Origin of the sequence: Gymnodinialimonas sp. 202GB13-11 (assembly GCF_040932485.1) — a bacterium.
Taxonomy (GTDB): Bacteria; Pseudomonadota; Alphaproteobacteria; order Rhodobacterales; family Rhodobacteraceae; genus Gymnodinialimonas; species Gymnodinialimonas hymeniacidonis.
In genome coordinates this window covers 2,551,794-2,577,921 of record NZ_JBFRBH010000001.1, presented here as the reverse complement: position 1 = coordinate 2,577,921, position 26,128 = coordinate 2,551,794, and the positions used below count along the sequence as shown (strand labels likewise).

General features: G+C 61.3%; 32 protein-coding genes. 8 read left to right on the top strand and 24 right to left on the bottom strand.

Going from position 1 to position 26,128, the window contains the following annotated elements:
* Window positions 1-10 precede the first annotated feature (10 nt).
* From V8J81_RS12985 to V8J81_RS12925, 13 genes are all read right to left on the bottom strand, one after another.
* Complete coding sequence (locus V8J81_RS12985) at window positions 11-538, bottom strand: A24 family peptidase (RefSeq protein WP_368476175.1); 528 nt, start codon at window positions 536-538, stop codon at window positions 11-13.
* 99 nt (window positions 539-637) lie between these two features.
* Window positions 638-1,480, bottom strand: a complete 843-nt coding sequence (locus tag V8J81_RS12980; RefSeq protein ID WP_368476174.1) for a tetratricopeptide repeat protein — start codon at window positions 1,478-1,480, stop codon at window positions 638-640.
* 63 nt (window positions 1,481-1,543) lie between these two features.
* Entirely contained in the window at window positions 1,544-2,119 is a 576-nt protein-coding gene (locus tag V8J81_RS12975) for a tetratricopeptide repeat protein (RefSeq protein ID WP_368476173.1), read from the bottom strand.
* 93 nt (window positions 2,120-2,212) lie between these two features.
* Window positions 2,213-3,193, bottom strand: a complete 981-nt coding sequence (locus V8J81_RS12970; RefSeq protein ID WP_368476172.1) for a type II secretion system F family protein — start codon at window positions 3,191-3,193, stop codon at window positions 2,213-2,215.
* A 42-nt stretch (window positions 3,194-3,235) separates the two neighbouring features.
* A complete protein-coding gene (locus V8J81_RS12965) occupies window positions 3,236-4,204 on the bottom strand; it encodes a type II secretion system F family protein (protein WP_368476171.1) in 969 nt (322 codons plus the stop codon).
* Window positions 4,205-4,218: 14 nt separating this feature from the next.
* A complete protein-coding gene (locus V8J81_RS12960) occupies window positions 4,219-5,694 on the bottom strand; it encodes a TadA family conjugal transfer-associated ATPase (protein ID WP_368476170.1) in 1,476 nt (491 codons plus the stop codon).
* Window positions 5,695-6,957, bottom strand: coding sequence for a CpaE/TadZ family protein (locus V8J81_RS12955; protein WP_368476169.1), 1,263 nt, complete (start codon window positions 6,955-6,957; stop codon window positions 5,695-5,697).
* Window positions 6,958-7,249: 292 nt separating this feature from the next.
* Window positions 7,250-7,879, bottom strand: coding sequence for an OmpA family protein (locus V8J81_RS12950; protein WP_368476168.1), 630 nt, complete (start codon window positions 7,877-7,879; stop codon window positions 7,250-7,252).
* Window positions 7,880-7,889: 10 nt separating this feature from the next.
* Window positions 7,890-9,284, bottom strand: coding sequence for a type II and III secretion system protein family protein (locus V8J81_RS12945; protein WP_368476167.1), 1,395 nt, complete (start codon window positions 9,282-9,284; stop codon window positions 7,890-7,892).
* A gap of 211 nt (window positions 9,285-9,495) precedes the next feature.
* Window positions 9,496-10,323 (bottom strand): Flp pilus assembly protein CpaB, encoded by an 828-nt coding sequence (gene cpaB, locus V8J81_RS12940; RefSeq protein ID WP_368476166.1) that lies wholly within the window; start codon window positions 10,321-10,323, stop codon window positions 9,496-9,498.
* Between the two features lie 258 nt (window positions 10,324-10,581).
* A complete protein-coding gene (locus V8J81_RS12935) occupies window positions 10,582-10,818 on the bottom strand; it encodes a hypothetical protein (protein WP_368476165.1) in 237 nt (78 codons plus the stop codon).
* 272 nt (window positions 10,819-11,090) lie between these two features.
* Window positions 11,091-11,327, bottom strand: coding sequence for a hypothetical protein (locus V8J81_RS12930; protein WP_368476164.1), 237 nt, complete (start codon window positions 11,325-11,327; stop codon window positions 11,091-11,093).
* A gap of 391 nt (window positions 11,328-11,718) precedes the next feature.
* Window positions 11,719-11,955: a hypothetical protein gene (locus tag V8J81_RS12925; protein ID WP_368476164.1), complete on the bottom strand. Its 237-nt coding sequence runs from the start codon at window positions 11,953-11,955 to the stop codon at window positions 11,719-11,721.
* Window positions 11,956-12,216: 261 nt separating this feature from the next.
* Between V8J81_RS12925 and V8J81_RS12920 the strand changes: the two genes are divergently transcribed.
* Window positions 12,217-13,059: a lytic transglycosylase domain-containing protein gene (locus tag V8J81_RS12920; protein WP_368476163.1), complete on the top strand. Its 843-nt coding sequence runs from the start codon at window positions 12,217-12,219 to the stop codon at window positions 13,057-13,059.
* A gap of 7 nt (window positions 13,060-13,066) precedes the next feature.
* On the opposite strand, the gene V8J81_RS12915 is transcribed toward V8J81_RS12920, so the two are convergent.
* From V8J81_RS12915 to V8J81_RS12890, 6 genes are all read right to left on the bottom strand, one after another.
* Window positions 13,067-13,351: a GNAT family N-acetyltransferase gene (locus V8J81_RS12915; RefSeq protein WP_368476162.1), complete on the bottom strand. Its 285-nt coding sequence runs from the start codon at window positions 13,349-13,351 to the stop codon at window positions 13,067-13,069.
* Window positions 13,344-13,967, bottom strand: coding sequence for a 3-oxoacid CoA-transferase subunit B (locus tag V8J81_RS12910; protein ID WP_368476161.1), 624 nt, complete (start codon window positions 13,965-13,967; stop codon window positions 13,344-13,346). Before V8J81_RS12910 ends, V8J81_RS12915 begins: the two co-directional genes overlap by 8 nt.
* 4 nt (window positions 13,968-13,971) lie before the next feature.
* Window positions 13,972-14,760, bottom strand: coding sequence for a hypothetical protein (locus tag V8J81_RS12905; RefSeq protein WP_368476160.1), 789 nt, complete (start codon window positions 14,758-14,760; stop codon window positions 13,972-13,974).
* The gene (locus V8J81_RS12900; RefSeq protein WP_368476159.1) at window positions 14,757-15,818 is read right to left on the bottom strand and encodes a GSCFA domain-containing protein; all 1,062 of its coding nucleotides are present in this window, start codon (window positions 15,816-15,818) and stop codon (window positions 14,757-14,759) included. Before V8J81_RS12900 ends, V8J81_RS12905 begins: the two co-directional genes overlap by 4 nt.
* Window positions 15,815-16,510 (bottom strand): CoA transferase subunit A, encoded by a 696-nt coding sequence (locus V8J81_RS12895; protein ID WP_368476158.1) that lies wholly within the window; start codon window positions 16,508-16,510, stop codon window positions 15,815-15,817. Before V8J81_RS12895 ends, V8J81_RS12900 begins: the two co-directional genes overlap by 4 nt.
* A 90-nt stretch (window positions 16,511-16,600) precedes the next feature.
* Entirely contained in the window at window positions 16,601-17,026 is a 426-nt protein-coding gene (locus V8J81_RS12890) for a VOC family protein (RefSeq protein WP_368476157.1), read from the bottom strand.
* A 72-nt stretch (window positions 17,027-17,098) separates the two neighbouring features.
* Between V8J81_RS12890 and V8J81_RS12885 the strand changes: the two genes are divergently transcribed.
* Window positions 17,099-17,662 (top strand): TetR/AcrR family transcriptional regulator, encoded by a 564-nt coding sequence (locus V8J81_RS12885; RefSeq protein WP_368476156.1) that lies wholly within the window; start codon window positions 17,099-17,101, stop codon window positions 17,660-17,662.
* Here V8J81_RS12885 and V8J81_RS12880 read toward each other — a convergent pair.
* Window positions 17,659-18,255, bottom strand: a complete 597-nt coding sequence (locus V8J81_RS12880; protein ID WP_368476155.1) for an SRPBCC family protein — start codon at window positions 18,253-18,255, stop codon at window positions 17,659-17,661. The two genes, V8J81_RS12885 and V8J81_RS12880, sit on opposite strands and share 4 nt — an antisense overlap.
* 102 nt (window positions 18,256-18,357) lie before the next feature.
* On the opposite strand from V8J81_RS12880, the gene V8J81_RS12875 reads away from it, so the two are divergent.
* Window positions 18,358-18,816, top strand: coding sequence for a MarR family winged helix-turn-helix transcriptional regulator (locus V8J81_RS12875; RefSeq protein WP_368476154.1), 459 nt, complete (start codon window positions 18,358-18,360; stop codon window positions 18,814-18,816).
* Here V8J81_RS12875 and V8J81_RS12870 read toward each other — a convergent pair.
* Window positions 18,810-19,910, bottom strand: a complete 1,101-nt coding sequence (locus tag V8J81_RS12870) for a class II histone deacetylase (RefSeq protein ID WP_368476153.1) — start codon at window positions 19,908-19,910, stop codon at window positions 18,810-18,812. The genes V8J81_RS12875 and V8J81_RS12870 overlap by 7 nt on opposite strands.
* A 98-nt stretch (window positions 19,911-20,008) precedes the next feature.
* On the opposite strand from V8J81_RS12870, the gene V8J81_RS12865 reads away from it, so the two are divergent.
* Window positions 20,009-20,356, top strand: a complete 348-nt coding sequence (locus tag V8J81_RS12865; RefSeq protein ID WP_368476152.1) for a TraR/DksA C4-type zinc finger protein — start codon at window positions 20,009-20,011, stop codon at window positions 20,354-20,356.
* On the opposite strand, the gene V8J81_RS12860 is transcribed toward V8J81_RS12865, so the two are convergent.
* Window positions 20,353-20,592: a DUF8831 family protein gene (locus V8J81_RS12860; RefSeq protein WP_368476151.1), complete on the bottom strand. Its 240-nt coding sequence runs from the start codon at window positions 20,590-20,592 to the stop codon at window positions 20,353-20,355. The two genes, V8J81_RS12865 and V8J81_RS12860, sit on opposite strands and share 4 nt — an antisense overlap.
* Window positions 20,593-20,602: 10 nt before the next feature.
* Entirely contained in the window at window positions 20,603-20,989 is a 387-nt protein-coding gene (locus V8J81_RS12855; RefSeq protein WP_368476150.1) for a thiol-disulfide oxidoreductase DCC family protein, read from the bottom strand.
* A 106-nt stretch (window positions 20,990-21,095) separates the two neighbouring features.
* On the opposite strand from V8J81_RS12855, the gene V8J81_RS12850 reads away from it, so the two are divergent.
* Both V8J81_RS12850 and V8J81_RS12845 read left to right on the top strand, forming a co-directional pair.
* Window positions 21,096-21,806 carry a M48 family metallopeptidase gene (locus tag V8J81_RS12850; protein ID WP_368476149.1) on the top strand — a complete coding sequence of 237 codons (711 nt, stop codon included), beginning with the start codon at window positions 21,096-21,098 and terminating at the stop codon, window positions 21,804-21,806.
* 88 nt (window positions 21,807-21,894) lie between these two features.
* Window positions 21,895-22,245 (top strand): hypothetical protein, encoded by a 351-nt coding sequence (locus V8J81_RS12845; protein WP_368476148.1) that lies wholly within the window; start codon window positions 21,895-21,897, stop codon window positions 22,243-22,245.
* On the opposite strand, the gene rimO is transcribed toward V8J81_RS12845, so the two are convergent.
* Window positions 22,242-23,609, bottom strand: coding sequence for a 30S ribosomal protein S12 methylthiotransferase RimO (gene rimO, locus V8J81_RS12840; protein WP_368477640.1), 1,368 nt, complete (start codon window positions 23,607-23,609; stop codon window positions 22,242-22,244). The genes V8J81_RS12845 and rimO overlap by 4 nt on opposite strands.
* 140 nt (window positions 23,610-23,749) lie before the next feature.
* Between rimO and V8J81_RS12835 the strand changes: the two genes are divergently transcribed.
* Together V8J81_RS12835 and V8J81_RS12830 are read left to right on the top strand one after the other, a co-directional pair.
* Window positions 23,750-25,573: an AsmA family protein gene (locus V8J81_RS12835; RefSeq protein ID WP_368476147.1), complete on the top strand. Its 1,824-nt coding sequence runs from the start codon at window positions 23,750-23,752 to the stop codon at window positions 25,571-25,573.
* Window positions 25,570-26,079 (top strand): transglycosylase SLT domain-containing protein, encoded by a 510-nt coding sequence (locus V8J81_RS12830; RefSeq protein WP_368476146.1) that lies wholly within the window; start codon window positions 25,570-25,572, stop codon window positions 26,077-26,079. Before V8J81_RS12835 ends, V8J81_RS12830 begins: the two co-directional genes overlap by 4 nt.
* Window positions 26,080-26,128: the final 49 nt, after the last annotated feature.

Sequence of the window (26,128 nt, the reverse complement as noted above, 5' to 3'; positions counted from 1 at the left end):
GAACGTGTCCTTATGCGGTGCCGGTGATGCCGAGGATCATGTAGACGATCAGGCCGGTTGAGATGCCCACGCCATAGGGAAACGCCTGCTTGCGGATCGAGCGGCGGCCCGTGTCCCAAGACGCCCAGTTTGGCGTCGCGGCGACAACAGCGGGAATGCGTTTGGCGATCTGGTGCACGATCATGAAGGCGAAGGCCGACATCGTGACGATCAGCAGTACAAGCATCGCGTCGGGCAGGGCGATGAAGGGGGCCATGGCGGCGCCGAATTTCGCGTCGCCTGCGCCCATTACACCTAAGGAAGACAGGACAAAGCCGATCAGCAAGACCACCGCCATGTGCGAGAAGCGCCAGGCGTATTCGGGGAAGGGCAGGGCGAAGAGCCCAAGCACCACAAAGCCCGCGAACAGCGCCAGAACGGCGATATTCTTGATCTTGAGTTCTGTCAGGTCCGTGTAGATCGCCCAAAGGGCAATCGGCAGACAGATGGGCAGAAAGATCCAGGCCTGGCTGGCGGTGAGAACTACGTCGAAAGTCATGCTCTTTTCCCGATTTGGAAACGGTTTCCCCGTTTTTTGCCGATTAAATCGGGCCGAATAGGGGCAAGAACTGGGTCGTTTCCGTCCAACTGTGCTGTTTTAAGCGTCGAGCGCGCGCAAAGCGGTGACCGCGGCCTCAAAATGCTGCGGGTGGGTGTCGATTGCTTCGTTCAGCAGGCCACGCCCGTCCGACACATCGCCACGCCGGATTGCGGCAAGGGCGGCTGTGTGCAGCAGTTGCGCGCGTTCGATCTGTGTCATGTTGATGAGCGGAAGCTGGTAATTGCCCTGGGCGGCGCGCGCCAGAACGAGGTTGTTCTTGGCGGTGAAGAGGTCGGGGTCATACGAGATGGCTTGCAGGAACAACTCCTCCGCCCCTTCGTAGTCGCCACGGGTCAGGTGTGAATAGCCCCAGTTGTTATAGACATTGGCGGGGCGGGTCGTGAGGCCAGCTGCCGTTTCATAGAAGCTGTCGGCGCGGTCCCAATCTTCTTCGCTGTCGGCGATCATCGCCTCAAGCCGGTAGCGTTCGTAGGTTTCAAACGTCGGCGGAGTTGCATCAAGCTGTGCTTGTGCATCGTCCCAGTCGCCGTTGCGAATGAGGGCATCGGCGAAATCTACGCGGTCCTGATCCATGGCGGCATCATGGTCGATGACCCTTTGCCAAACGGTTAAGGACTCGGCCGCGCGACCGGCGCGCACAAGGCTGGTGGCCAGGCCACGCTGAAGGTCGATCCGGTCGGGATCTTCTTCGACGGCGCGTTGAAAGTAGCTGACAGCCTCGCCCGGGGCGGCGGCGTTCAGCATGATGTCGGACATGTTCGTTTCGTCGATCACGTTGAGCGGATCGAGCGCGCGATCAACGTCGGCGTCAGTGGTGTTGCACGCTGCAAGCGCGAAGACGGCAAATGCCGCCGGGGTAAACCGGAGGAAACGGGTCATGCTCTGCCTCATCTACTGGACGTGATCTTGCGCCACGCCTTCGTTGGTGTTCGTCCCGGTGCGTCAGACGCCGGCGGTGAGGGTATAAACGCCCCCGCCACGACGGATCAGCCCAGGCCGATTGTGCTCTTCTTCGTCAGAATATACCTGATTTTCCTGCAGAGCGATAGCGAGGCGCAGGTTGTCGCGAATCGTTTCCGAACTGCCACTATCCAGCGCAAAGGCTTGCTCCAGAATGCGGCGCGCCTCCCCATATTCGCCCCTCTCTATGAGGGTCGCCCCCAAGTTGTTGAGGGCAGGCACGAAATCTGGCTGTGTGGCAATTGCGCGACGGAATTGGTCTTCGGCCTGTCCCAGACGGCCCAGGGCGAGGTTCGCGGCCCCGATTGCGGTGACGAGATCGATGTTGAGACCGTCTTCGGCAGCGGCGCGGTAGTAGGCGCGCAAGGCCAGCTCATATTCGCCGTTCGACATGAGGCGGTCGCCGACGATCAGGCCGTCAATGCCCTCTTCATAGCCATCCACGGTGGAGGGGACGTTCAGCCCTTCGAGGTCGGGCAAGCCGCTATCAAGGCGCGGCTCACCCAAGCAGGCAGACAGCGCCAAGGGCGCGAGAGACAGGAAGAGATTGCGGGGCACTTTGCGCGCCTTTTGTTCAAATACCACTCGGGCGCCAGCATATGTGATGCGGACGCCCGGTGCATGTCTTTTCTTTTGTGGCTGGTCGCCGGTTCAGCCGCCGCCGTTCAGGTCGGTGGCGATGCCATAGACCGATGGCCCGATCAGGATGATCAGAAGCGGGGGCACACAGAACATCATCGTGAACAGCGTGAGCTTCGTGGGCAGCTTGTTGGCCTTTTCCTCGGCCCGCATCACGCGTTTGTCGCGCATTTCGTCCGCGTAGACGCGCAGGGCTTCGGCGATAGACGTACCAAAGGTCGAAGATTGGATCAGCGTGGTGATGAACGAGTTCACGTCCTGAATGCCAACCCGTTCGCCCATGTCGCGCAAAACTTTGGTTTTGTCCTTACCGGCCTTCATCTCGTAGCTGACGATCTCAAATTCCTCGGCCAAAGCGGGGTAGGAGGGTTTGATTTCGCGGGCCACTTTCACGATGGCCTGGTCGAGCGATTGGCCGGCCTCCACGCAGACGAGCATAAGGTCAAGTGCGTCGGGGAAGCCTCCGTTGATCTCATCCTCGCGGGCCTGAATGCGGCGCTGGATCCAGTATTTCGGGGCGTAGTAGCCGATGAAGCCCGGCACCACGACCATCAGGATCGAGTTCTGAGCCGACCCGCCGCCGCCAGAGACCAGCACATAGAGCGTACCCAGAAGCAGGCCGCCAATGCCAAGGGCGAGCTTGGCGAAGTTGAACATCTGGATCGACGATTTGGAGCGATAGCCCGCGCGGATCATCTGCAACTGGGTTGCCGACAGCTCTTCCTCGTCCTGGGGTTCGAGATACTGGGCAAATCGATCGAGTTTCTCGTTCTTGCCGGCCTGACGCAGGGCATCTTTCTTGTCACCGGAATGGCCAGTGCGTTCTTCGCGGAGGGCCTTGAACGGATCCTTTTGCTTTTTCAAAAGCGACGGCAGAACCGCCAGAACCAGAAGGACACCCAGGCCACCCACTGCAATCAGGGGGCCAAGTTCGCCAAGCTGCGCCACGAGAAACTCGTTCACGCTATCGAAGAGACCTGAGATAAACTGCATCGGACTGCTCTTTCTTACGCGGGCGCGGGGCGCCCATTGTCATTACACTTTGATGTTCACCAGCATGCGCATGATGATCATGTTCATGGCCAGCATGACGGCCACGGCAGCACAGGCGGGGATGAAGACGGGCGTGCCCATCACTTCGGAATAGTAATCGGGCTGCATTACGTTGATGCCGATCAGCGCAAGGATCGGGAAGATCGACAAGAAATTACCCGACCACTTTGCTTCGGCCGTGATCGCCTTGACCTTGCGGAACAGCTTGAAGCGCGCCCGGATCACGTTGGCCAGCCCCTGCAGAATCTCGGCGAGGTTACCACCCGAGGTTTGCTGAATGCCGACGGCCACAGCGAGGAAGCGCAAATCCTGAATGCCCAGGCGTTCGGCCATAGCCTGGATGGCTTCGGCCACATCGCGGCCATAGGCGGCCTCGTCTGCGATAATCCCGAGTTCGGACGCGATTGGGTCCGACATCTCACGGCTGACCGTGTTGATGGCGGATACGAACGGGTGGCCAACGCGCAAGCTGCGCACCATCAGTTCCACCGCATCGGGAAGCTGTTCTTCGAACATCGCGATGCGCTTCTTGGCCTTGTTGTTGACCCAGAAGAAAACGCCGCCGATGCCCATGCCGACCGAAACCATAGCCCGCAATGGAAGCGAAGCGCCGGTCAGAAGAGTCAGAAGCAGGAAGGCCACGACCATCGCGCCCAACATGATCAGCATCAGCTGATTGGGCGAAAAGGCGATGTTCCCGCGCTGCGCCTTGTCGGCGATCATCTGGTAGAAGGGCAGGCTGACGCTGCCCTTGTGTTGATCCAATTCCTTGCGGAGCTTGGCCAGAACATCTTCGCGGCTGGTGCCGGATTCCAGCATCGTCAGGCGACGGTTCACACGGGCATTGAGGCTGATCGACTTGCCGAAAACCAGCAAATAGACGCCATTCACCAGCATGATCACACCGACGAAGATGCCGATATAGATGAGCGGTTCGATAGAGAGTTGCATGGTCTCAGCGCTCCTTATTGGGCCGCGATGGGTTCGTAGATGGCGTTGGGCAAGTCGTAGCCCCACTGCCGGAACCGTTCGGAATAATGCGAGCGCACGCCGCAGGCGGTAAAATGGCCGATGATCTTTCCATCGGGTTCAAGGCCGGTGCGCTGGTAACGGAAGACTTCCTGCATGGAGATCACTTCACCTTCCATGCCGGTCACTTCGGTGATCGAAACCATGCGGCGCGAACCGTCCTGCAGGCGTGAGGCCTGAACGATCAGGTGCACAGCCGAGGCGATCTGAGCGCGGACGGCCTTGAGCGGCATCTCGATACCGGCCATTGCGACCATGTTTTCAAGGCGCGAACAGGCGTCGCGGGCGTTGTTGGCGTGGATTGTCGTCATGGATCCGTCGTGGCCGGTGTTCATGGCCTGGAGCATGTCGATCACTTCCTCGCCACGCGTCTCACCCACGATGATGCGGTCGGGTCGCATACGAAGCGCGTTGCGCAGACAATCCCGCTGGGTCACAGCGCCCTTGCCTTCGACGTTGGGCGGGCGGCTTTCCATCCGACCCACGTGGATCTGTTGCAGCTGAAGTTCTGCCGTATCCTCGATCGTCAGCACGCGTTCCTTGTTGTCGATGAACGACGACAGCGCGTTGAGTGTGGTGGTCTTACCGGAGCCGGTACCGCCGGAGACGATGACGTTCAGGCGGCAGGCCACGGCGGCCTGAAGATAGGCGGCCATTTCTTCGGAGAAGGCGCCGAAATTGACGAGATCGTCGATCCCCAGCTTTTCCTTCTTGAATTTACGAATGGAAACGAGCGAGCCGTCGACGGCCACGGGCGGAACCATCGCGTTGAAGCGCGAGCCGTCTTTAAGACGGGCGTCAACGTAAGGGTTGGATTCATCAACGCGGCGACCCACGGCCGACACGATCTTGTCGATAATGCGCAGCAAGTGGCGTTCATCTTTGAAGCGCACGTCGCTGAGCTGCAGCTTACCGGCGCGTTCGATGAACACCCGGTTCGGGCCGTTGACGAGAATATCGTTGACGGTTTCGTCCTGCAAAAGCGGCTCAAGCGGGCCAAGGCCCGTGACTTCGTCAAACAGTTCGGTGTTGAGCGTCTGGCGGTCTTCGCGGTTGAGGACCACGCCCATTTCAGCCAGCTGTTCGCTGGTGATGGCGGTGATTTCCGAGCGAAGCTCACTATCCTTGGCACCTTCTAGGGCGGAGAGGTTCAGGTTGTCGAGCAGGCGATGGTGCATCTCAGTCTTGATCTCATCAAGACGCAGGCGACGCTTGCGATCCTTGTCCTCACTCTCCGACGTCGCGGGCGTGGGCATCGGGGTCACATTCTCAGGCTGACGGGCGACCTTTGGGGCCGGAGCCGCCGTTTCCGCCGGAGCGGGGGCCTTTTCGGCCACTTTGGGTGATTTCGCGACTTCGGTCAGCGGGGCAACGGCCCCGGATCCACCGGTCTTTTTATACTTCGAAAACATTTACTTACCCTTCGCCTTCACGTCGCCGACCATGGCTTTGTAAAGCCCGTCTGCGAGTTTGGTGATTTCCTTGCGGAGCGGATTCTTCTTGGCGGCTTCGGCCAGGGTTTCCCCGTTATCGCAGGCCTGCGTCACTGGCTTGCCGCCATCCGGCAACATGTTCGAGAAGGAGACGCCAAGGCTTTCGGCCATCTTCTTCATCCGGGTCTTGCCGTTCAGATCGGTCATGCCCGGCGCGCGGTTCAGGACATACTGGATCTTGTCCAGCGGAAGATCCTCGGATTGCAGGGCCTTGATGAAGCGCATGGCGTTCTGGGCCGAGCGCAGATCAAGTTCCAGCGTTGCGAAATACATGTCCGCGCGGTTCAGAACCGTTTCTGTCCACATGACCATGGTGCGCGGCATGTCGACGATCACGATGTCGAAGCTTTGCGCGGCGAGGTCGAGAATGGCGCCGATCTCTTCCGGGCCCACAATGTCGAGCGGGACAATCTCAGCCGGCGATGTGAAGACGGACATTTTGTCTTCGTAGCCGACAAGAGCCTGCTTGAAGCCGTCTGTGTCCATCGACGTGGCATCCTGGAGCATCTCCAGCATGATCTCACGGCGCGGCAGGTCGAGATATGTCGCGACCGAGCCGTTTTGCAGATCGAGGTCGATGATGCACACCGAAGGCGCGTTCTTCTTGTCGATATTGGCAAGTTCCCACGCCATGTTGACGGCAAGCGTGGTTGCGCCCGTGCCGCCAGCAAGGTTTTGCACGGCGAAAACGGCGGATTGCGTATCAAGGCGCTGGCCCGTTGCCGGGGTATCCGGTGTATCGTCGGGCAGTTGCGGGGCAGGGGCGGGCTCAGGCTCGGCGCGGATCTTTTCGATCGCGTCGTGCAGGGCGCCCTCGGCCAGCGGGTAGGGGACGAAATCATCCGCACCAAGGCGCAGGAGTTCGCGCAGGCCAGCAGTTGTGAGGTTTTCGGGGATCAGGATAACCTTGATCTCCTTGGAGCGGGCGGCGCGAATAACCTCGCCCACGCGGCCAAGATCAGCCTCATCTTCCTCGCGCACGGCGAGTGCAATGAATTCAAGGTTGCCAGGCTCCAGCGCGTTGATGAAATCACGCGCCTCTTCAAAGCCCAGGTCGCCCCATGCTTCGCCCAACTCGGTTTCCATATCCTCGATCAGAAGACCGAAGTGATGAACCATGCTCGACACCGTGCAAGCGACGATGGGGGCCGGTTCGGATTTCAGTGCCAGTCCGCTACTCATTCCTCAAATCCCAATCTGCCCGGGGTATCCCCGGATCATCATTTCAAAAGCTCATGGCGGCCCTTTGTTGCTCGATCGGCCGGTCCATGGACCCATTTCAGTGCCAAGACGACTCATCTCATCTTGGTCCTTCCCAAGGGTGAAGGTGCTCCGGAAAAACGGCGAGAATGGGACACAAAAAAGGGATTACGTTTACAATTCGTGGACATCACTGGGCTTTGTCGCCAAACGAAAAACCGCGCCGGAGGGGGTCCGGCGCGGTCTGAATGCGAGTAATATAAGGGTTAGGAGGCTATTGGCCGCCGCCACCGCCACCACGATAGTCGCGGTAGATGATTTCGGCGTAGCGCCCGTCGAGAACCAGATCGCTGGTTTCAACAAAGCCTGTCACCTCGGTCACCGTGCGGCGATTCCGACGCTCTTCCATGTCGGTGGCAACGATCGGCTGAGTCTCTCCCAGAGAGACCAGCGCCTGCAACCGATGCCGGTTTACGCCTTGATGCACCAGGAAGTTAACCGCAGCCCGCGCGCGGCGCAGGCCGAGGCGGTGGTTGTAGGCACGGCTGCCCACGGCATCGGTGTGACCGAAGACCGAGAAGCGCACTTCCGGGAAGTTGCGGATAAAATCAGCCTGTTGCGTCAAGATCCCGCGTGCCGTGGCATCAAGTTCCGCCGAATTGAAGGCGAAGTTGATGGTTGTCGGCACCTCGGCGGCGAAGCGTTCGCCCAGAAGGGCGGCGTAGTTGATATCGCCGTTCTGGACCCCGATGTTCTGGCGTGTCGGGTCGCCGAAGCGGCCTTCATCCAATTCGGCGCCAAGCGGGCGACCGGTTTCGATCTGGAAGTCACCGCAGGCCGCGAGCGCAAGGGTGGAGCCCATGCTGGCCAGGACGATCCGCCGTGAAGGGTGTTTATGGGTCATCATCGCCTCCTCAGTCCAGGACGTAGCCGTAGGATCCCGAGAAATCCTGTTGGGCCACTTCGCCGGCGGGGGTTCCGACGGCTGGGGCGCGGCCAGTGACCTCACCCAAGAAGAACAGTTCCTGCTCGGTCGGGATGCGCACCCGGTCGGTCGGAAGCGCAAGCGCTTCGCCACGAACGGGGCTTACCAGATGAGCCGTCACGATGATCACCAGCTCGGACTGTTGCCGCTGATAGCTAGCGGACCGGAAAAGAGAGCCCAGGATCGGCAGATCGCCGAGCCACGGCACCTGTCCGACCGAATTGCGGAAGTCATCTTGCAGAAGACCTGCAATCGCAAAGCTGTCTCCGTCGCGCATTTCAACGGTGGTCGAGGCCGACCGGGTGTTGAGTGCCGGGGAGGAGCTGCCTGCGAAAACCTCACCGATCGAGGAAATCTCTGCATTCAGGTTCAGGTTGATGATGTCGCCGTCCACAACCGTGGGCGTGAAGCTCAACTGGACGCCGAATGGCTTGAATTCAACGGTCGTGCCGCCGGATTCTGATTCCGTTGGGACCGGGAATTCGCCGCCCGCAAGGAAATCGGCCGTTTGACCGCTAAGCGCCGTCAGGTTGGGTTCCGCGAGGGTGCGGACCATGCCGTTGGATTCCAGCGCTTCCAGAAGAACCGAGAGCTGCAGGCCGCCAGCCGAGAAGCTGACACCAAGGCCGCCGGAGCCGCTGCCAGATGGTACCGCATCTGTAGCGCCGCCAAAGGACCCGGCACCCGTTGCACCGTTGGCCCCGAAGGTTGTGCCGAAGTTGCCGGTGCTGGCACCGATACCAAGAGATGAAGACAATTCCTGGCGCACGGTACGCTGCATCTCTGCAAAGCGAACCTGCAGCATGACCTGCTGCGTGCCGCCAACCATCATAAGGTTCGACACGGCGCCGTATCGACCTGCCAATTCCATGGCGCGATCAACCGCAAAGGCGGAACTGACAGTGCCGGAAAGGACGATGCCGTCATTTGCTGTGCGAACCTCCACCGGTTCACCGGGAAGGATTTCACGCAGGCGTTCGCGCAGCTCTGCCACGTCAGGAACAACCTGGATCTCGACATTTGCGATCAGCGCGCCGTCGGGGCCAAGCAACGTCATGCTTGTGCGGCCCGGTGCACGCCCAAGCACGTAGATCGAGCGCTCGGACAATGTCGCGATGTCTGCAATGGCCGGGTTGGCCACCGAAAGCTCGGCGAACAACATGTCGCTTTCAACGACAACGGCACGGTTCATGGGAACGCGCAATGTTCCGGTGCTCTCACCTTCGACGACGCGCAGACCCTGCGCCTCGGCCATCATTGCGGGTTGGAAAAGTAGTGTTGCGCAGCCCAGAAGGCATGCACGCAGAAAACCTGTCATGCTCATGATGTGACCTGCCTCTATGTCACGGTTATGGGCAATGTTTATTATTCGCCCTTTGGAGCACCATGCCTCAAATCCGTTTTTCGTGCAAGAATCACTGTGTTGGGGCCGTTTGTTCATGTGCCAATTCGACAACGGTCCCGAAGTTATCCACAAAAAACGCGCCCCTACGGAACAGGGGCGCGTCATGAAATTCGGTGGATAAGTCTGTGGATTACTGCAGGCAAGGCACCTGTGTGACCACAACTTCAGCGCCACGGCGGTTACGCACTGTGCAGACGCTTGGGCCTTCTGCGGCGACTTCCTCTATGTCGCCCAGAACGGACGAGCTGGAGACTTCGACATCGGCGCTTTCGCTCGCATCCCCAACACCCACCAGGGCCAATGTCAACGATCCGGTCGATTGTGCCTGTGTCAGGAAGGCAACATCCTCGGGCAGAGCCGTAATGGTGATTGTGCGCGCAATCGTCGGGCTGTTGCGCTGTTCATCGGTGATCTGGTCGATCGCGATGATCTGCACATTGGCGCGCACAAGGCGTGTGACGCTTTCGGAGTTACGACCCTGACCGGTCCAATAGACATCGACGCGGTCGCCGGGGCGTAGGAAGCCTGACACGCCAGAGTTGATGTTCACACTCAGAGAGATGGCGCGCATCCCTTCGGCCAGGCGCGAAGCCACGCCAGCATCTTCGCCGGGGGAGGTGACCTTGGTCAGCAAAATGGGCTCGTGCTGCTCCATCATGCGGATAACGGTGCGCATGCCTTCCTCTTCACCGCCGGGAAACAGTTCCTCAATAGATGTGAAGGCGCCGAAGGGCACGAATTCTGCTGGCCAGCGGACAAGCTGAACGTCGTCCGGCGTAAGCTGATCGCCGTAAGCCAGTTGCCGCGTCACAACCACGATCTGCGTGGTTGGAAGGATCGCGTCCTGCTGTTCGGCCAGGGCCGCCTGATATTGGTCAAACCGGTCTTTTGCGATCGAAACCGCAAAGCCAGCGAGGCCGACCCCGACAGCTAAGACCAAAATGAATACGATACGCATAATGCCCACCTCGTTATTTTCTGCTCTGTGTCCGCGTAGCGGATACAAAACTCACTACAGGGCTCCGTTGTCGCCGAGAAATCGGGCGAAAATTGGGTCGGGCAGGGGCATGTCGGTGGCAAGGCGGGGGAATTGATAGGTTTTTTCAATGCTTGCCGTCGCCGGAGACCAGGTGGATTTCGGGAGCGTCTGTCCGGAAAAACTGAAGGCCGCCCATCGGGACGGCCTCGTTTCTTGCGTTCGGCTATCTGTTCAAACTTAGTTGAGCGCGATGTCGGTCGATGCCGTGATGTCGACGTTCGCCTGAAGCGGATCGGTATCCGTCTGAACGTTCGCCATATAGTTGCTGATGTCGTTCGACGCGTTTTCTGTGCCCGACACGATGACGGCGGTGAAGACCAGCGCAAGGCCCATGACGACAGCGGTCAGAACAATCCAGTCGGTCGAGACGGCGCCGGATTCGTTGGAGAGAAAGGATTTCAGTGCGGTCTTCATGGTGCGATGTCCCGTCTTGTTGAGCGTTTTGTCGAGCACCAGGATCTGAGAGGTGTCGAGCTTTGTTGTTGGCTTTCGTTGTCCCGCGAAAACCGGGCGCAAATTGGGCAGTGCAGCGATGATTTTGGGAAGCAGGGGCGGCTGGGGTCTGACGTGTCGCTCGATTTTTCGAAGGATCGTCGGGGAAGCGCGTCGTTGTCATTTATCCAAACGAAAACGGGCCGCCCTAAGGCGACCCGTAAGCTCATCCGTAAGCCAGTTGGCTGCGGAGATTAGTCCAGCGCGATGTCGGTCGTCGCGGTGATGTCGGTGTTGCCAGCGAAGGGGCTGGTTTCCGGGTTGGCGTTTGCCAGCGAGTTGCCGATGTCGTCCGAGAGGTTCTCAACGCCAGCGGACACAACAGCCATAACGGCCAGGCCCAGGCCCACGAGGGCGGCGGTCAGAACAACCCAGTCAACCGTCACGGCGCCGGATTCGGATTTTGCGAAGTTTTGGATCATGGCTTTCATTGTCAGGTTCTCCAGTATGACAAAAAGGTCTTCATTCGGTTTCAGGTGTCCGGGGCGGGGGGTGAAGCCCCGGGTTGTCCCTGTGACAAGGAGAGTTATCGCGGCCAATCGGGGCGCGAATTGGGCGCCTGTGGGAAATGTTTGCGATTTCTAAAGGGTTGTTTCGTGTCAAATCGTAAGGTCTGAGGTCTGAGGTCTGAGGTCTGAGGTCTGAGGTCTGAGGTCTGAGGTCTGAGGTCTGAGGTCTGAGGTCTGAGGTCTGAGGTCTGAGGTCTGAGGTCTGAGGTCTGAGGTCTGAGGTCTGTCGAAGAACACTGCGACCGACCCAAACGAAAACGGGCCGCCCGAAGGCGACCCGTAAACTCATCCGTAAGCCAGTTGGCTGCGGAGATTAGTCCAGCGCGATGTCGGTTGTCGCGGTGATGTCGGTGTTGCCAGCGAAGGGGCTGGTTTCCGGGTTGGCGTTTGCCAGCGAGTTGCCGATGTCGTCCGAGAGGTTCTCAACGCCAGCGGACACAACAGCCATAACGGCCAGGCCCAGGCCCACGAGGGCGGCGGTCAGAACAACCCAGTCAACCGTCACGGCGCCGGATTCGGATTTTGCGAAGTTTTGGATCATGGCTTTCATTGTCAGGTTCTCCAGTATGACAAAAAGGTCTTCATTCGGTTTCAGGTGTCCGGGGCGGGGGGTGAAGCCCCGGGTTGTCCCTGTGACAAGGAGAGTTATCGCGGCCAATCGGGGCGCGAATTGGGCGCCTGTGGGAAATGTTTGCGATTTCTAAAGGGTTGTTTCGTGTCATTTGGACAGGCATGGTTAAGAAAATAAGGGGTTCGCGGCTGGCGCAGATCGGTTCGGCCCTGAAGAATGAGCAGTAAATACAGGTGCTTCATGCAGAGATGCCCCGTTTTCTGGGCCGCGCTGGCGGCCCTTTTGCCCGTGCAGGGCCTCGCACAAGAGAGTTCGATCCGTTTTTTGAGTGCACCGGATGCGGGTCATAGCGGGCCCCGCATCAATATTCAGGTCACAGAAGAAGATATGGAGCGGCAAGCGGCCATCGCGGCTGCCGGTGCGGAAGAGGAAGAGGAAGGTGAGGAGGTTGCGGCCTCAGCCGATCCGCTTGCACCGGTCGAACCGGCGGCCAGCAGTGCCTCTGAATGGTTCTGGGCCGCGATCCCGGCCAGCATGCCCGCCAATCCGGGCCGCTTTTGGGAGGCGCAGGAACATCTCGCCAATTCCGAGGAGGCTGCAACCCTGGGCGCGCCGCGTTTGGATACGGTCAGCCGCATCGCGCGCGAACATGGGCGGGACATTCTGGCCGCAAGCATAGGCACGCAGGTTTCTCCTGCCTTTGCCTTGGCTGTGATCGCTGCGGAAAGCGCAGGCAGGTCGGATGCGGAAAGCGGGGCTGGGGCGCAGGGTCTGATGCAGTTAATCCCGGCCACGGCGGAGCGGTTCGGCGTGGAAGATGCGTTTGACCCGGCGCAGAACATCGCGGGCGGGGTGGCCTATCTGGATTGGTTAATGGACGAGTTTGACCGCGACCCGATTCTGGTTCTTGCCGCGTACAATGCGGGCGAGGGGGCTGTCACACGCTCGGGCGGTGTTCCCAACTACGACGAAACGCGCACTTACGTCCCGCGCGTGCTGTCGGCTTGGGCCATGGCGCGGACCTTGTGCAACACGCCGCCCGATCTGGTGTCGGATGGCTGCGTGTTTCAGGTGATGGATTAAGCGCCGCCTATTGGATCACATCCGCCCAATCGGGATGCTTTGCGGCCTGTGCTTTCACAAACGGGCATAGCGCCACGATCTTCACCCCTTCCGTCCGCGCGTCGGCCACCAGACGTTCGGCAAGCGCAAGCCCGGCCCCGGTGCCGCGCAAACTGTCGGGCACGAATGTATGGTCCGCAATGATCAGCTTGGGCGACGCGATAGAATAGGTGAGTTCTGCCTCCGCCCCGTTTTGGGTAAGAGCGTAGCGGCCTTTTGAGCCGCTGATCTCCCGCGTGATGCCGTCAGACAATGGTGGCTTCGGTCGCTGCGCGCAGGTCGTCTTCCGATACGCCCTCCGCCGTTTCAACGATTTTCAAACCGCCCTCGACAACATCCAGCACACCGAGGTTGGTGATGATGCGGTCGACCACGCCCTTGCCGGTCAGCGGCAGGGTGCATTCCTTCAGCACTTTGGAATCGCCATGCTTGTTGGTGTGATCCATCACAACCACCACGCGACCCACGCCTGCGACCAGATCCATCGCGCCGCCCATGCCTTTCACGAGCTTGCCGGGGATCATCCAGTTGGCGAGGTCTCCGTTCTCGGCCACTTCCATGGCACCCAGGATCGCCATGGCGATCTTGCCACCGCGGATCATGCCGAAGGATTGGCTGCTGTCGAAGTAGGAGGTGTGGGGCAGTTCGGTGATGGTCTGCTTGCCCGCGTTGATCAGGTCCGCGTCCTCTTCTCCCTCGATCGGGAAGGGGCCCATGCCGAGCATCCCGTTCTCGGATTGCAGCGTCACTTCGATGCCTTCGGGGATGTAGTTCGACACCAGCGTCGGGATGCCGATGCCAAGGTTCACATACCAGCCATCTTCAAGTTCCTGAGCGGCCCGGGCGGCCATCTGGTTGCGGTCCCACATGGGATTATCCCTCCTGGTTCTGCGGTGCAGCGTCTTTTGCGGGTAGGGTTAGCGCAAAGGCGCGGAAAAGCGAAGCGCCGAAATCGGCGTTCATGTGGCGGTGGTCGTTGAGAAGCCGCCCCTCGTCGCGGAAGTCCATGGAGCCGTGGCCGTAGGGTTCTTTTGTGAGGAACGGGGAGGCGATGGTCTCAATGGGTTGCGCGACGAAGGTCATGTTGCGCTGGGTGAGCGCTTTGGTGAGTGCGGCGCGGTAGAGGCTCTGGATACGCGCGGCCTCAGGGTGGTGGGCCATGGCGGCGTAGGGCATCTGGTGGTGTTCGCCCTTTGGCACGACGGCGGTGGTCGGATAGGGGGCGAGGGCCACGTAGATAGGCAGATCGGCGAATTGGCTGCGCAGGTGGTCGGCGCGTGTGGTGATGGCCTCTTCCATCGCAGAGAGGAAGGCCGGTTCGGACAAGAGCGCGCGGCCGGTGCGGGCGGGCCAGTCGGCGATATCGTAGGAGGCGGCGGTCCAGAGCGTGTTGGGCATGCCAAGCGTGTCGCCGATGACGAGGATATGGTCGCAGGCCGTGAGGTCGATGGTGGGCGCGCCGTTCACGCGGCGGGCGAGTTTCATAGCGCTGTGGTCGGAGCGGTCGGGGCCGAATTGGCCGTCGCTCATGTGCGCGCCATCGAATTTTCCGCCGGGCAGGCCGAAACAGGTGACATTCAGGTGCGGATGTTCCGCCGCGATCTGCGCGTCGGCGTATTTGATGGCGCCGATGTTGGAGGTTCCGACGACGGCTATCTTCACTTCGGCCCCTCCGGGGCAAAGGCGTCGAGGAGGATGTCTTCGCAGATTGCGTCGTCAGCTGGGTCTGCGTTTGGCGATCTCTTCCCAGGCCGCTCCGCGCCCTCCTCGCGGAGGTTATGGGATTGCAGGAAACACTGCATGATTTGCGAAACGATCTCAGGTCGGACGGAGCGGAGGTCATCGGCGAACGGGCTGGTCGTGTGGGCGGGTGAGGTCACGAGTTCGTAGGACGGGAAGTAATCGATCCGGTCGGAGCTTTCGCACAGCATATCGCAGACCGTGCGAAGGATGGATTTGGAGCGGATTGTTGCGGGCAGGACGTGTTGGTCGGAGGCGGTGGCGGCGAGGGGAACGGGGCTGACGGTGAGCAGCCACTTGAGATCCGGGTTGATGTCCGACAGCATCTCTTCCAGCGCGGTGAAATCGTTGAGGATGTCGGCGACGCCGTAATTCACGAAGTGGAATATGTCGGGGTCGTAGTCGCCCGCGATGGTGCCGGGGGCTGTGGGGTAGACGGTGCCTGTATCGCGGTGTTCCCAAGCTTCGGTGAGGCCGAGGGTGAAAACGATCATGTCGGCTTGGGAAAGGGCCTCAGTCACGGCTTCGAGGTGTTGGGCGCGCATTTCCGTGACGAGCTCGGCGGAGGCGAGCCCTTCGAGTTCGACGCCGGGGCGTTGAGCATCCCAGAAGCGGCCGTCGCGCTCCCAGACGGGGAGTTCGGGTTGTGCGCCGTTCAGCTCATCGACCAATTGGCGGAATTGTTTGACGGTATAGAGGTTGCCGAAGCGCGCGGAATAGACGCCGTAGCCGAAGCGTTTGGCGGTCTCGGGCGGCAGGCCGCGGCGGGCGGGCTCGGTGTCGATCACCTTGATGCCGGCGGCCTTCATCGCCGCGCCGACATGTTGGGCGAAGCAGGAGCCTGCGGTGAAGACGCGGGTCTCTTGCGTGACCGGGAATTTGGGGCGGTATAGGTCGGGCGGAAAGGCTGGTGCACCTGCGACGCCCCCGCGCCAGAAGGCGCGCTGCGGCAGGCCGGAATAAGGGGAGCGGGTGCTCACGCGGCCCGCGTTGTCCGTTGCTCGATCCGTTTCTCGTGTTCGCCTTGGATCATGCGGTGCACATAGATGCCGGGCAGGTGGATGGCGTCGCCATCGAGGCTGCCGGTTTCCACGATCTCTTCCACCTCAAGGATACAGATCTTGCCGCACATCGCGGCGGGTGGGTTGAAGTTGCGGGCTGTCTTGCGGAAGACGGCGTTGCCGGTGGCATCTGCCTTCCATGCCTTGACGATAGAGAGGTCAGCGAAGATGCCGCGTTCGAGGATGTAGTCCTCGCCATCGAACTCCTTCACTTCCTTGCCCTCGGCGATCACGGTGCCAACGCCGGTTTTGGTGTAGAAGCCGGGGATGCCCGCGCCGCCGGCGCGCATGCGCTCGGCCAGGGTGCCTTGGGGGTTGAACTCAAGCTCCAGCTCACCGGACAGGTATTGGCGCATGAATTCGGCGTTCTCACCCACATAGGACGACATCATCTTTTTGATCTGGCGCGTCTCAAGCAGTTTGCCGAGGCCGAAGCCGTCGACGCCTGCATTGTTGGAAGCCACGGTGATGTCCTTGGTGCCTGCCTCGACGATACCGTCGATCAAGAGCTCGGGAATGCCACAAAGGCCAAAGCCGCCCGCCGCGATCAGCATGCCGTCGAAGAGGACGCCGTCGAGCGCTTCCTTGGCTGAACCGTAGACCTTTTTCATGGCGTGCATCCCCGCAAGTAAATCCGCGCGCAACGTGGCGCGCGGATCGCTGGAAGTCAACGTGGGATGCCGCGCTGCGGCGCCCGCGTATCAGGCAGGCAGGGCCTCGGCGGTATAGGCGTCGGCAAAGTCCGCATCGGGCGCGATCGGGCGGATCACGTCGATCAGAATGCCATTCGGGTCGGCGGTGATGAAGTGGCGTTGGCCAAAGGCTTCGTCACGCAGGGATTTCACGATGGGCAGGCCCGCGGCGCTTAGCCTGTCGTGGACCTCATCCACATCCGAGACCTCGAAGTTGAGGATCATGCCGGATGTTTCGCCCCGGAACGGTTCGGGGATCGTCTCATGCTGCGCATCGAGGATGGCGAGGTTCACAGACGGGTCGATGGTGGATTGCAGGTGGACATACCAATCCATCTCGAAGGCCGGAGCGAAATTGAAGTGGCGAATGTAGAAGGCCGCGGTGCCTGCCACATCAGCGGTTTGAAGAACGGGATAGTATTGCGTGAGTTTCATGGTTGCGGTCCTTTCTTATAAAAACATACAGTGTGTCTGTAAGTGGAATCAATAAACATACAGGCTGTATGTATGCAAGAGAAAAATGTGCGACGCCCCAATTCCGTCCGCTCGGAAGAGATGAAGGCGCGTCTGATGGCAGCGGCGCGAGCGCTGTTTGTGGAGAAGGGCTTTGCTGAGACGGGCACGCCCGAAATCGTCAAACGGGCCGAGGTCACACGCGGTGCGCTTTATCATCACTTCGCGGACAAGGCGGCGCTGTTCGATGCGGTGGTGCTGGCCGAGGCTGAAGCGCTGCGGGCAGATATCAAGGATGGAGCGACGGGATTGGAGGATGGCAGCCGCGCCTTCTTTGCTGCCATGCGGGTTCCGGGACGGGCGCGGTTGTTGTTGGTCGATGGTCCGGCTGTATTGGGCCATGCGCGGATGGACGAGATCGACGCGGGCGGTGGCCGGCACAGTTTGGCCGAGGGATTGGAGGCCGCGTTGCCAAAGGTTTCAGCGGCAGAGCGCACGGCTTTGGCCGTTGTTCTGTCGGCGGCATTCGACCGCGCGGCGCTGGCCATAGCGGACGGTGCGGATGAGGAGGATTACATCGCCGCGATGCTGCGCGTGATGCGGGTGGTCGCGAGTTAGTTTGCCACCGTAGCGTTGAAGGCCTCAGCAGATCCGCTTAGGCCGGAATGCATGAACGGGCCAAAATCATTGTCGAGAAACCCCTGGATAAAGGGCCGAGCCCAGAACACCCGCGGGGCAACGGCGTAGGTCCAGACCACCTCGGTCGTTTCTTCATCGCGCGCTTCGTAGCTGAAATAGCCGTGTATGTGGTCGATCGGGCGGGCGGCGGGCGCCGTGAATCCCCATATCTGATAGGCGAAGCGGGCCTCGGTATTTTCGACAACGCGCTCGGTCACGCGGGAACCGTCGGTCAATTCCAGAATCCGAAGCGCACCCACGTCAGGGAATGTACCTTCAATCGGGATTTCATCACCGATCCCGGCGATGCGATCTGTCTGTTGGACGAACGCCAGAACCGAGCCTTCGTCGGAATTGAGATGGGCGATTACATCCTCGACCGGTCCATTGAACACGGCGCGTTCGACGTTCGACAAGTATCGGTCCGCCTCGCGTAGAGGCGGCGGTCCTTCGGCTCGGGGAAGAAAAACAGGAGCCGCGAGCGCCGGAAGCGTGATTGCGGCGGCTCCGGCCAAGGCAAATGTCACTTTCATCGAGATCTCCACTTAGTGCGATTTTCGCAGTATTTAATACGAGTGTCGCAATAAATAATCGAATGACTTGCCCGGTCAAGGGGTGTCGGTCAAATAGGCCCCATGTCTCAAGCCGAAGATCTGCTTCATCCTGTTGGCGCGCTTTTGCGGGCGTTCCATGTAAATGAGCGAGCCTTTCCAATTGCGGAGGGGCGCATTCCCTATTCGCCGCATGTCTTCTCTGCGCTTGGATATCTGGCGGACCAGCCCGGGGCGCGAGCCTCTGACCTCGCGGAATTTCTGGGCGTTCGCCCTACAACGGCATCCAGCCTTATTGCGCGGCTTGTGACGCGTGGGCTCAGCGAGAAACGACCGCATCCCAAAGACGGGCGCGCAGTCGCCCTTCATCTGACGGCCGAGGGTGAAGACCTGTTTGCCGCTATTCGACGGCAAGATGTACGGAATATGGAGTTGATGCTGTCCGCGTTGAGTGCCGCGGATCGCACAGCTTTCATCCAGATGATGCACCAAGTGGCGCGCGTTGTGTCCGACGCGGCGGATGCCGACACGGAGGATCAGTAACCCAACGCCACCTCCATCTCGGCGATGAGCTGGCTGACGTAACGGTTGAAGCGGTCCGTGGGTTGCTGGCCTTCGAATTTCTGCTGGAACGGGTCTTCGGCGTGGATGTCTGAGCCTGACATCGCCTCCAGCACGGAATGGGCGAGGAAGGGGACGTGGACTTCGGAATAGCCGCCTTCATGGGCCATCATCAGCCTGCCATCGCAAAGGTCTACGGCGGCCTCCATCACCATGTCGGTCATGGCGCGGAAGGTCTCGCAGGAGGTGATCATGCGGCTGAGCGGGTCGACGAGGCCCGCGTCGAAACCGCAGGCGATGACGATGGCGTCAGGTTGGAAATCTTGCAGCGCCGGCAGAACAAGGCGTTCAAAGGCTTCGACGTATCCCACATGGCCAGTGCCGGGGGGCAGGGGGATGTTGAGGTTGAAGCCTTCGCCAGAGCCCGACCCGCGATCCGCGAAGTCGCCTGTGTCGAGGGGGTAATTGCGTTCCTGGTGGAGAGAAATCGTCAACGTATCGGCACGGTCGTAGAAGATCGCCTCGGTCCCGTTGCCGTGGTGCACGTCCCAATCGATGATGGCGACGCGGTCGATCAGACCCTCGGCGCGCGCGGCTTCAACAGCGATGGCGATGTTGGCGAGCAGGCAGAAGCCGTTCGGGAAATCGGGCAGGCAGTGGTGGCCGGGCGGGCGTGATAGGGCGTAGGCGTTTTGGTGCGTGCCGTGGAGCACGCTGAAAAGTGCGGATTTTGCGAGGCCTGCAGAAAGCGACGCGATCTCGAACCCGCCGGGGCCGAAGGGGGTGCGCAGGCCAAGCTCGCCACCGCCTTCGTCGGACATCTCTTTGAACTGGCGCAGATAGCTTTCGGGGTGGACGCGGAGCAAATCCTCTTGCGTCGCGGGATCGGCGCTTTGCGTGTCGAGTGCCTCCCACAGGCCGGTGACGCGCAGAAGGTTGACGAGGCGGCGTTTGGTTTCCGGGTTTTCGGGCAGGCCGCCGCCGGGTTGGATCAACCCGCCGACCTGCAAAAGGCCCGCGTAGTTGCCACCGCCGTGCCAGAAGCACCGTTCATCCCAGAAGAAACCCGTTGTCATATGCGCCTCCGTCCTTGGGGGCACTATTGGGGCAATGCGTGTGGCTTTCCAGCCCCTCCTCGCTTGCGCTCCTCGCAGCTGGGGTGAGAGGGTTGGGTATGGAAGAGCCGAGTGATGCAGAATTGGCAGCACGTTATCGCCCCGATCTGGAGGCGGAACAGGTGGCGCTGAGCGATCAGACGGCGCAATCGGCGGAGGCGCGGCAGGTGGTTGAGTTGGATCAGCAGGCCGTGGGGCGGTTGAGCCGGATGGATGCTTTGCAGGGGCAGGCTATGCAGAAGGGGCTGGAGGCGCGGCGGGCCGCACGGCATCGGGCCATCAGCGCCGCGTTGGAGCGGATCGACGCGGCTGAGTTCGGTTTCTGTGAGGATTGCGGCGACTTCATCGGCCATGGCCGGCTGGGCGTTGACCCTTGCGTGACGCGCTGCGTCGCTTGCGCCGGTTAGTCCGACGATCCTTGCAGCTGATACGCGCCCTCTGGCAGATCCAGCGCCGCGGCGAGGTCGCGCACCTGGGCGAGAGACAGCGTGATCGTGCGCATCTGATCTGTGCGGGGATCGGCCTGTTGCAGGGTCACGCATTCCTCGAACGTCGAGATGATGACGTCTTCCAGCAAGGGTGCTTCGCCTTCATCGACGAGGGTGACGATGGTGGCGTCGAATTCGTGTTCAATCGTAAACATGGGGCGCAGGCTACGTGCGGGGCACGGCCTTGCCAAGCCTCTCCCGCCGTTGGTGGAGGCGATAGAGCAAGGGGGCAGCGATGCGGTCGTAGGCAACGGCCGCGATCGGTCGCAAAAGGGGCAGGCTGACCAGCCGCGCCACCCATCGAAAGCCGGGGAGGTTTCGCCAGATCGCCTCAAACGCAGCGAGGCCCGAGACCATGTCACCATTGGGCAAGCGGGCGTGCAGGCGCCGTTTCGCCTGATCTTTCGTCAGCGACCATTGGCCAAGCTCGGCTTCATGAAGGTCAACAAAGGTCAACGGTGCGTCCGTCCGGCTGGCCCGGGCGCGGTAATGCGCGATCTCGGCCGCGCAGATCGGGCAGCGCCCGTTGAAGAGGATAAGTGTTGATCTCATCGGCGTTGATATAGGCGACGTGCGGAGCGTGCCCAGTTTGAAGCTTTCCGGGCTGGACGCTGGGCCTGAGCGGTTTAGGCTATTGCATTCAACGACTGGAGTTTTCATGCGCCCCTTGATGATGCTGATTGCGCCCCTCGCCTTGGGGGCTTGCGTTACGACCACCCCGACGCCCACCGTTTTGCCGTCTGAAGCCCAGATCCCTGAGGCCCCTGTCGGCGTGCCGGTATCCGTAGCCCGCGCCATTCAAGTGACGGAACGGATGGAGCCGGTGGCGGAGGCCGTGTGCCGGGCCGAGACACCGGGGCGGAACTGCGACTTCGACATCGTCGTGCTGCGCGATCCGCGCTATGGGGTGAACGCCTTTCAAACCATCGATCCCGACAATGGGCGGCCGGTTATCATTCTGACGGTCGGCCTGATCTACGAGGTGCGCAGTGATGATGAACTGGCGTTCGTGATCGGGCATGAGGCAGCACATCACATCGCGCAGCATATCGACCAGCAACAGGGTGCGGCGGAGCGGGGCGCGCGGATTTTCGGGAATACCGCGATCCAGCGCGGCGCAAGCCGGGAAGAAGTGATCGAGGCGGCCAATCTGGGCGCGCTTGTTGGCTCACGCCAATTCAGCCAGGCCGCCGAGTTGGAGGCGGACGCTCTGGGCACGATCATCACGTGCCGTGCCGGTTTTGATCCAGTTGAGGGAGCGGAGTTCTTCAGCCAATTGCCGGACCCGGGCGAGAACGTGCTGGGCACGCACCCGCCGAACCGGGAGCGTGTGCGCATCGTCCGGCAGGTCGCAGCGCAACGGTGCTAAGGCGCGGGGGGCAAGGGAAACCGGAATAGGGCGATTGGCAGGTTTCATGGCAGGTTGAGGCGATACCCCTTCTGTCAGGAGCTACGACATGATCCGCTTTTCCCTACTTCCGCTTGCAGCAGCCGCCCTCTTTGCCGCAGCGCCCATCGCGCAGGCGCAACAGAATATCCTTGGTGATTATTACGCCTATGGCCGCAATGCCGACGGTTCGGCCTATAGCGGCACGGTGGCAATCTCAGGCAATGCCGATGGCACGGTCACGGTCGACTGGAGCGTCGGCAGTTCCTATTCCGGTGTCGGCGTCCTGAACGGTGACGTGCTGACGGTGGAATGGGGTGCAGACCATCCGGCCTTCTACATCGTCATGCCTGATGGTGAGCTGCACGGCACTTGGGGCGACGGGGCTGGACTGGAGCTTTTGTCGCGCAATCCGCGTTAAGCCTTCACCCGCCCCCACAAATCGTAATCGCTGGCCTCGTCCACCTCGACCGTCACTAGGTCGCCGGGGGCGAGGTCTTCGAAGCCTTCGTCGATGAACAGGTTGCCGTCGATTTCGGGCGCGTCGGCCATTGTGCGGCAGGTGGCCCCTTCCGCGTCCACAGAATCGACAAGCACCTGCATGGTGCGCCCAACCTTCGACGCCAGCTTGGCCTCGGAAATGGCCTGAGCTTTTTCCATGAAGCGGTCCCAGCGGTCTTGCTTGATCTCATCCGGCACATGGTCGGGCAATGCGTTGGAGCGTGCGCCATCGACATTTTCGTATTGGAAGCATCCCACCCGGTCGAGTTGAGCCTCGTCCAGCCAGTCGAGGAGGGTCTGGAACTCCGCCTCCGTTTCGCCTGGATAGCCAACGATGAAAGTGGAGCGCAGAATGATGTCCGGGCAGTCGCGCCGCCAAGCCGCGATTTCGTCCAGTGTGCGCGAGGCCGCGGCAGGCCGGGCCATGCGTTTGAGCGTGTCGGGATGGGCGTGCTGGAACGGAATATCGAGGTAGGGCAGCAGGCCGTTTGACGGATCGGCCATCAAAGGGATCAGGTCGCGCACATGGGGATAGGGGTAGACATAGTGCAGGCGAACCCACGCGCCGAGCGTGGATAAGTCACGCGACAGGTTGAGGATTGGAAACTTTTCATCCCGGCCTTTCCAATCGGTTCCATAGGCCGAAGTGTCTTGCGAGATCACGAGGATTTCTTTCACCCCAGCCTCAACCAGCTTCTCAGCCTCGCGCATAATCGCGTGTTGGGGACGACTGGCCAGCTTCCCGCGCATGTCGGGGATGATGCAGAATTTGCACTTGTGATCGCAGCCTTCCGCGATCTTGAGGTAGGCATAGTGGCGGGGGGTCAGCTTGACCCCTGCGGGCGGCAGAAGGTCGATGAACGGGTCTGGCGCGGGCGGCACGGCGTCGTGCACGGCATCAAGCACCTGCTCATATTGGTGCGGTCCAGTCACGGCCAGAACCTTGGGATGCGCACCAGTGATGTAATCCGCCTCGGCCCCCAGACAGCCGGTGACGATCACCTTGCCGTTGGCCTCCAGCGCCTCGCCAATCGCGTCGAGGCTTTCGGCCTTGGCGCTGTCGAGAAAGCCGCAAGTGTTCACGATCACCGCATCAGCGCCGTCATAGTCGGGGCTGATCGCATAGCCTTCGGCCCGCAGGCGGGTCAGGATGCGCTCGCTATCGACGAGCGCCTTCGGGCAACCGAGGGACACCATGCCGATGCGTGGTTGGCCGGGCCGGGTCGCGTCGGGCACGTCAGCGCGGGCGAGGTCTGGGCGAAGATTGGGCGGGTTTTGAGCCATGCCGCCCGCTTTATCGCGCACGGGGACGATGCGAAAGCCCTGCCTCTTCGGCAAGCGGTCGCCCATTCCGCAGGTTTGGGATGGGCGCGGGGCGTGTGGCTGGTTAATCTGCGCCTGAGGCGAAGACAATGACACGAGCAATGCGCTTAATTTCCGGACTGATCGGAGCCATCGCGGCCCTCGCACTGCTAATCGTGGTGGTGTTCTTGTTGTTGCCGGCAGAACGTCTGGCGCAGATCGCGATTGACCGGCTGGCGGCGGAAACCGGACGCGAGATCACGATTGAAGCGGCCACACGGCCGGTCCTGTGGCCGGACCTGATGATCTCGGTCGAAGGGCTGGAGGTCGCCAACCCCGCCTGGGCCGGAACGCGCCCGCTTCTGCGGTCTGACGAGGCGGTTTTGCAGGTGGGATGGCGGGCCCTGTTTGGCGGCGATGGCGTGGTGGATCGGCTTGACCTGTCGGGCGCTGACCTGACGCTGGTTCGAGCCGATGATGGGCGGCTGTCGTGGCGTAACGGCGAATCCTCCCTTCTGCCGCTGGTGTTACGACAGGCAGAGCTGCGGGGCGGGCGCATTCGTTACCTCGACCGGATGGCCGGAACGACGTTGGACGTGCGGCAGGTGACGGCGATGATTGACCTGAATGAAGGGGCCGGAGGTTCTGCCGCATTCGCGACGTCCGGCGTGGCCAATGGCACGTTGATGGAGCTGTCTGGCACCATAGCGCAGGCGGCCCGGTTCTTTGAAGGAACGTCGCAGCCCGTTCGGCTTGATCTGGTGTGGAATGACGGAAGCCTGCGCTTCAACGGGGCGGCGGCTCTGGGTGGCGCGGCGGAGGGCGATCTGGCCCTGCGCGCGCGCGACATTGGCCCTGTTGCGGCCCTTTGGGGGCGAGACGTGCCGGAGTCGATCGCTGAGCGGATTGGCAATGAGATGGCGGTTAGGGGCACCGTTTCCGTCGTCACAGGTGGGTCGTTTCACCTGCGCGGCGGTGTGGTCGAACTGGGTGAGACGCGGCTGAACGCGGCGCTTGATCTGGTGCCCGGTGAAGACCGCCCCTTGGTCCGTGGCACGATCACGGGCGGGGAGATCGGGCTTGGCCCCGCGTTCGATTTTGCCGCGCTGACCCAGGATGGAACGTGGTCGCGGGACCCCATTGATGTCAGCGGTCTTTTCGATCTGGATGCGGATCTGACTGTGCGCGCGGACGGCCTTGGCGTCGGCCCCTTGAGCCTTGAGGGGCTGGATATGCGCGTGGCGCTGACCCGCGGGCGTATGGTCTTCGACATCGCGCAGATTGGGCTGGCCGAAGGGCAATTGGCCGGTGAGTTCGTGATCAATGGACGCGGTGGCCTTTCCGTGGGAGGGGACCTTCTACTAGCCAATGCACAGGCGGGCCCGCTGTTGGAGGCGCTGGCAGGTGATGCTCCGCTGGAAGGGCGCGGCTCAGCCTCTATCGAGTTTCTGGGGGTGGGTGATGACCTTCACTCCATCATTGCTGGCCTTGAGGCGGAGGGTGATCTTTCCATCGGGCAGGGTACGTTGACGGGCGTGGATTTGCCCGGGCTGGCGCGAAACTTGGACGAGCTGGCCGATGCGACGGAATTCGATCGGCTGTTGGCCGAGTTCCGGGTGCGCGGTGGCGTGGTGATCAGCGAGGATCTGATGCTGGACGGCCCGTGGGGCGGCTTCATCGGCGCGGGGCAGATTAATCTGACCGAACGCGCGATGGACTATCGATTGGTGCCTGAGAATTGGCCGGAACGGGAATTAGCCGTTCCCGTGTTGATCAATGGGGATTGGGGTGAATTGGAAGCGGTCGCGGATGCCGAAGCCTTGGCCGCCCTCGCGGCGGCTGCGGCGGCCGACAGGGCGCGGGCCGCGGAAGTTGCGCGATTGTTGGGCGGGCCGATCGGGGGTACAGACCCGGACACCGCACCGGAAGAAGAGACTGAGGAATGACCATGCTACGATCCGCTTTGATCCTATCAACCTGCCTTTTGCTTTCCGCTTGCGGTGGTTTTGGCCTGTTCGGCGGCAGGGAGGATGCGCCTGCGGCCGCTCCGGCTGCGGATCTCTATCCCGGTGAGACGCCACAGATGCGGGCCTTGGTGAATGAATATGCAGCGCGTCATGATATACCGGTGGCTTTGCTTCACCGGGTGATCCAGCGCGAAAGCGACTATCGTGCCGACGCGCGCAACGGGCCCTACTACGGATTGATGCAAATCTTGCCTGAGACGGCGCGCGGCATGGGGTTTCAGGGGCAGCCCAATGACCTGCTCGATGCGCGCACAAACCTTGAATATGCGGGCCGCTACCTGCGCGGTGCGTGGCTGGTGAGCGATGGGGATATTGACGCGGCAGTGATGTGGTACGCGCGCGGCTATTACTATGAGGCGCGGGATCGGTGCCTGCTGGTTGAAACCGGCCTGCGGGAACGCGAGGTTGCACGGCACTGCCGATGATCCGCCGGTTGACGCTGTTTGGCCGGGTGGCCAAAGGCGCCCCACCCGC

Excerpts from the sequence above, each read along its gene's own strand:
- V8J81_RS12985 (WP_368476175.1), bottom strand. The coding sequence starts at position 538 with ATGACTTTCGACGTAGTTCTCACCGCCAGCCAGGCCTGGATCTTTCTG.
- V8J81_RS12980 (WP_368476174.1), bottom strand. The coding sequence starts at position 1,480 with ATGACCCGTTTCCTCCGGTTTACCCCGGCGGCATTTGCCGTCTTCGCG.
- V8J81_RS12970 (WP_368476172.1), bottom strand. The coding sequence starts at position 3,193 with ATGCAGTTTATCTCAGGTCTCTTCGATAGCGTGAACGAGTTTCTCGTG.
- V8J81_RS12965 (WP_368476171.1), bottom strand. The coding sequence starts at position 4,204 with ATGCAACTCTCTATCGAACCGCTCATCTATATCGGCATCTTCGTCGGT.
- V8J81_RS12960 (WP_368476170.1), bottom strand. The coding sequence starts at position 5,694 with ATGTTTTCGAAGTATAAAAAGACCGGTGGATCCGGGGCCGTTGCCCCG.
- V8J81_RS12955 (WP_368476169.1), bottom strand. The coding sequence starts at position 6,957 with ATGAGTAGCGGACTGGCACTGAAATCCGAACCGGCCCCCATCGTCGCT.
- V8J81_RS12950 (WP_368476168.1), bottom strand. The coding sequence starts at position 7,879 with ATGACCCATAAACACCCTTCACGGCGGATCGTCCTGGCCAGCATGGGC.
- V8J81_RS12945 (WP_368476167.1), bottom strand. The coding sequence starts at position 9,284 with ATGAGCATGACAGGTTTTCTGCGTGCATGCCTTCTGGGCTGCGCAACA.
- cpaB (WP_368476166.1), bottom strand. The coding sequence starts at position 10,323 with ATGCGTATCGTATTCATTTTGGTCTTAGCTGTCGGGGTCGGCCTCGCT.
- V8J81_RS12935 (WP_368476165.1), bottom strand. The coding sequence starts at position 10,818 with ATGAAGACCGCACTGAAATCCTTTCTCTCCAACGAATCCGGCGCCGTC.
- V8J81_RS12930 (WP_368476164.1), bottom strand. The coding sequence starts at position 11,327 with ATGAAAGCCATGATCCAAAACTTCGCAAAATCCGAATCCGGCGCCGTG.
- V8J81_RS12925 (WP_368476164.1), bottom strand. The coding sequence starts at position 11,955 with ATGAAAGCCATGATCCAAAACTTCGCAAAATCCGAATCCGGCGCCGTG.
- V8J81_RS12920 (WP_368476163.1), top strand. The coding sequence starts at position 12,217 with ATGCAGAGATGCCCCGTTTTCTGGGCCGCGCTGGCGGCCCTTTTGCCC.
- V8J81_RS12910 (WP_368476161.1), bottom strand. The coding sequence starts at position 13,967 with ATGTGGGACCGCAACCAGATGGCCGCCCGGGCCGCTCAGGAACTTGAA.
- V8J81_RS12895 (WP_368476158.1), bottom strand. The coding sequence starts at position 16,510 with ATGAAAAAGGTCTACGGTTCAGCCAAGGAAGCGCTCGACGGCGTCCTC.
- V8J81_RS12890 (WP_368476157.1), bottom strand. The coding sequence starts at position 17,026 with ATGAAACTCACGCAATACTATCCCGTTCTTCAAACCGCTGATGTGGCA.
- V8J81_RS12885 (WP_368476156.1), top strand. The coding sequence starts at position 17,099 with ATGCAAGAGAAAAATGTGCGACGCCCCAATTCCGTCCGCTCGGAAGAG.
- V8J81_RS12880 (WP_368476155.1), bottom strand. The coding sequence starts at position 18,255 with ATGAAAGTGACATTTGCCTTGGCCGGAGCCGCCGCAATCACGCTTCCG.
- V8J81_RS12875 (WP_368476154.1), top strand. The coding sequence starts at position 18,358 with ATGTCTCAAGCCGAAGATCTGCTTCATCCTGTTGGCGCGCTTTTGCGG.
- V8J81_RS12870 (WP_368476153.1), bottom strand. The coding sequence starts at position 19,910 with ATGACAACGGGTTTCTTCTGGGATGAACGGTGCTTCTGGCACGGCGGT.
- V8J81_RS12865 (WP_368476152.1), top strand. The coding sequence starts at position 20,009 with ATGGAAGAGCCGAGTGATGCAGAATTGGCAGCACGTTATCGCCCCGAT.
- V8J81_RS12860 (WP_368476151.1), bottom strand. The coding sequence starts at position 20,592 with ATGTTTACGATTGAACACGAATTCGACGCCACCATCGTCACCCTCGTC.
- V8J81_RS12855 (WP_368476150.1), bottom strand. The coding sequence starts at position 20,989 with ATGAGATCAACACTTATCCTCTTCAACGGGCGCTGCCCGATCTGCGCG.
- V8J81_RS12850 (WP_368476149.1), top strand. The coding sequence starts at position 21,096 with ATGCGCCCCTTGATGATGCTGATTGCGCCCCTCGCCTTGGGGGCTTGC.
- V8J81_RS12845 (WP_368476148.1), top strand. The coding sequence starts at position 21,895 with ATGATCCGCTTTTCCCTACTTCCGCTTGCAGCAGCCGCCCTCTTTGCC.
- rimO (WP_368477640.1), bottom strand. The coding sequence starts at position 23,609 with ATGGCTCAAAACCCGCCCAATCTTCGCCCAGACCTCGCCCGCGCTGAC.
- V8J81_RS12835 (WP_368476147.1), top strand. The coding sequence starts at position 23,750 with ATGCGCTTAATTTCCGGACTGATCGGAGCCATCGCGGCCCTCGCACTG.
- V8J81_RS12830 (WP_368476146.1), top strand. The coding sequence starts at position 25,570 with ATGACCATGCTACGATCCGCTTTGATCCTATCAACCTGCCTTTTGCTT.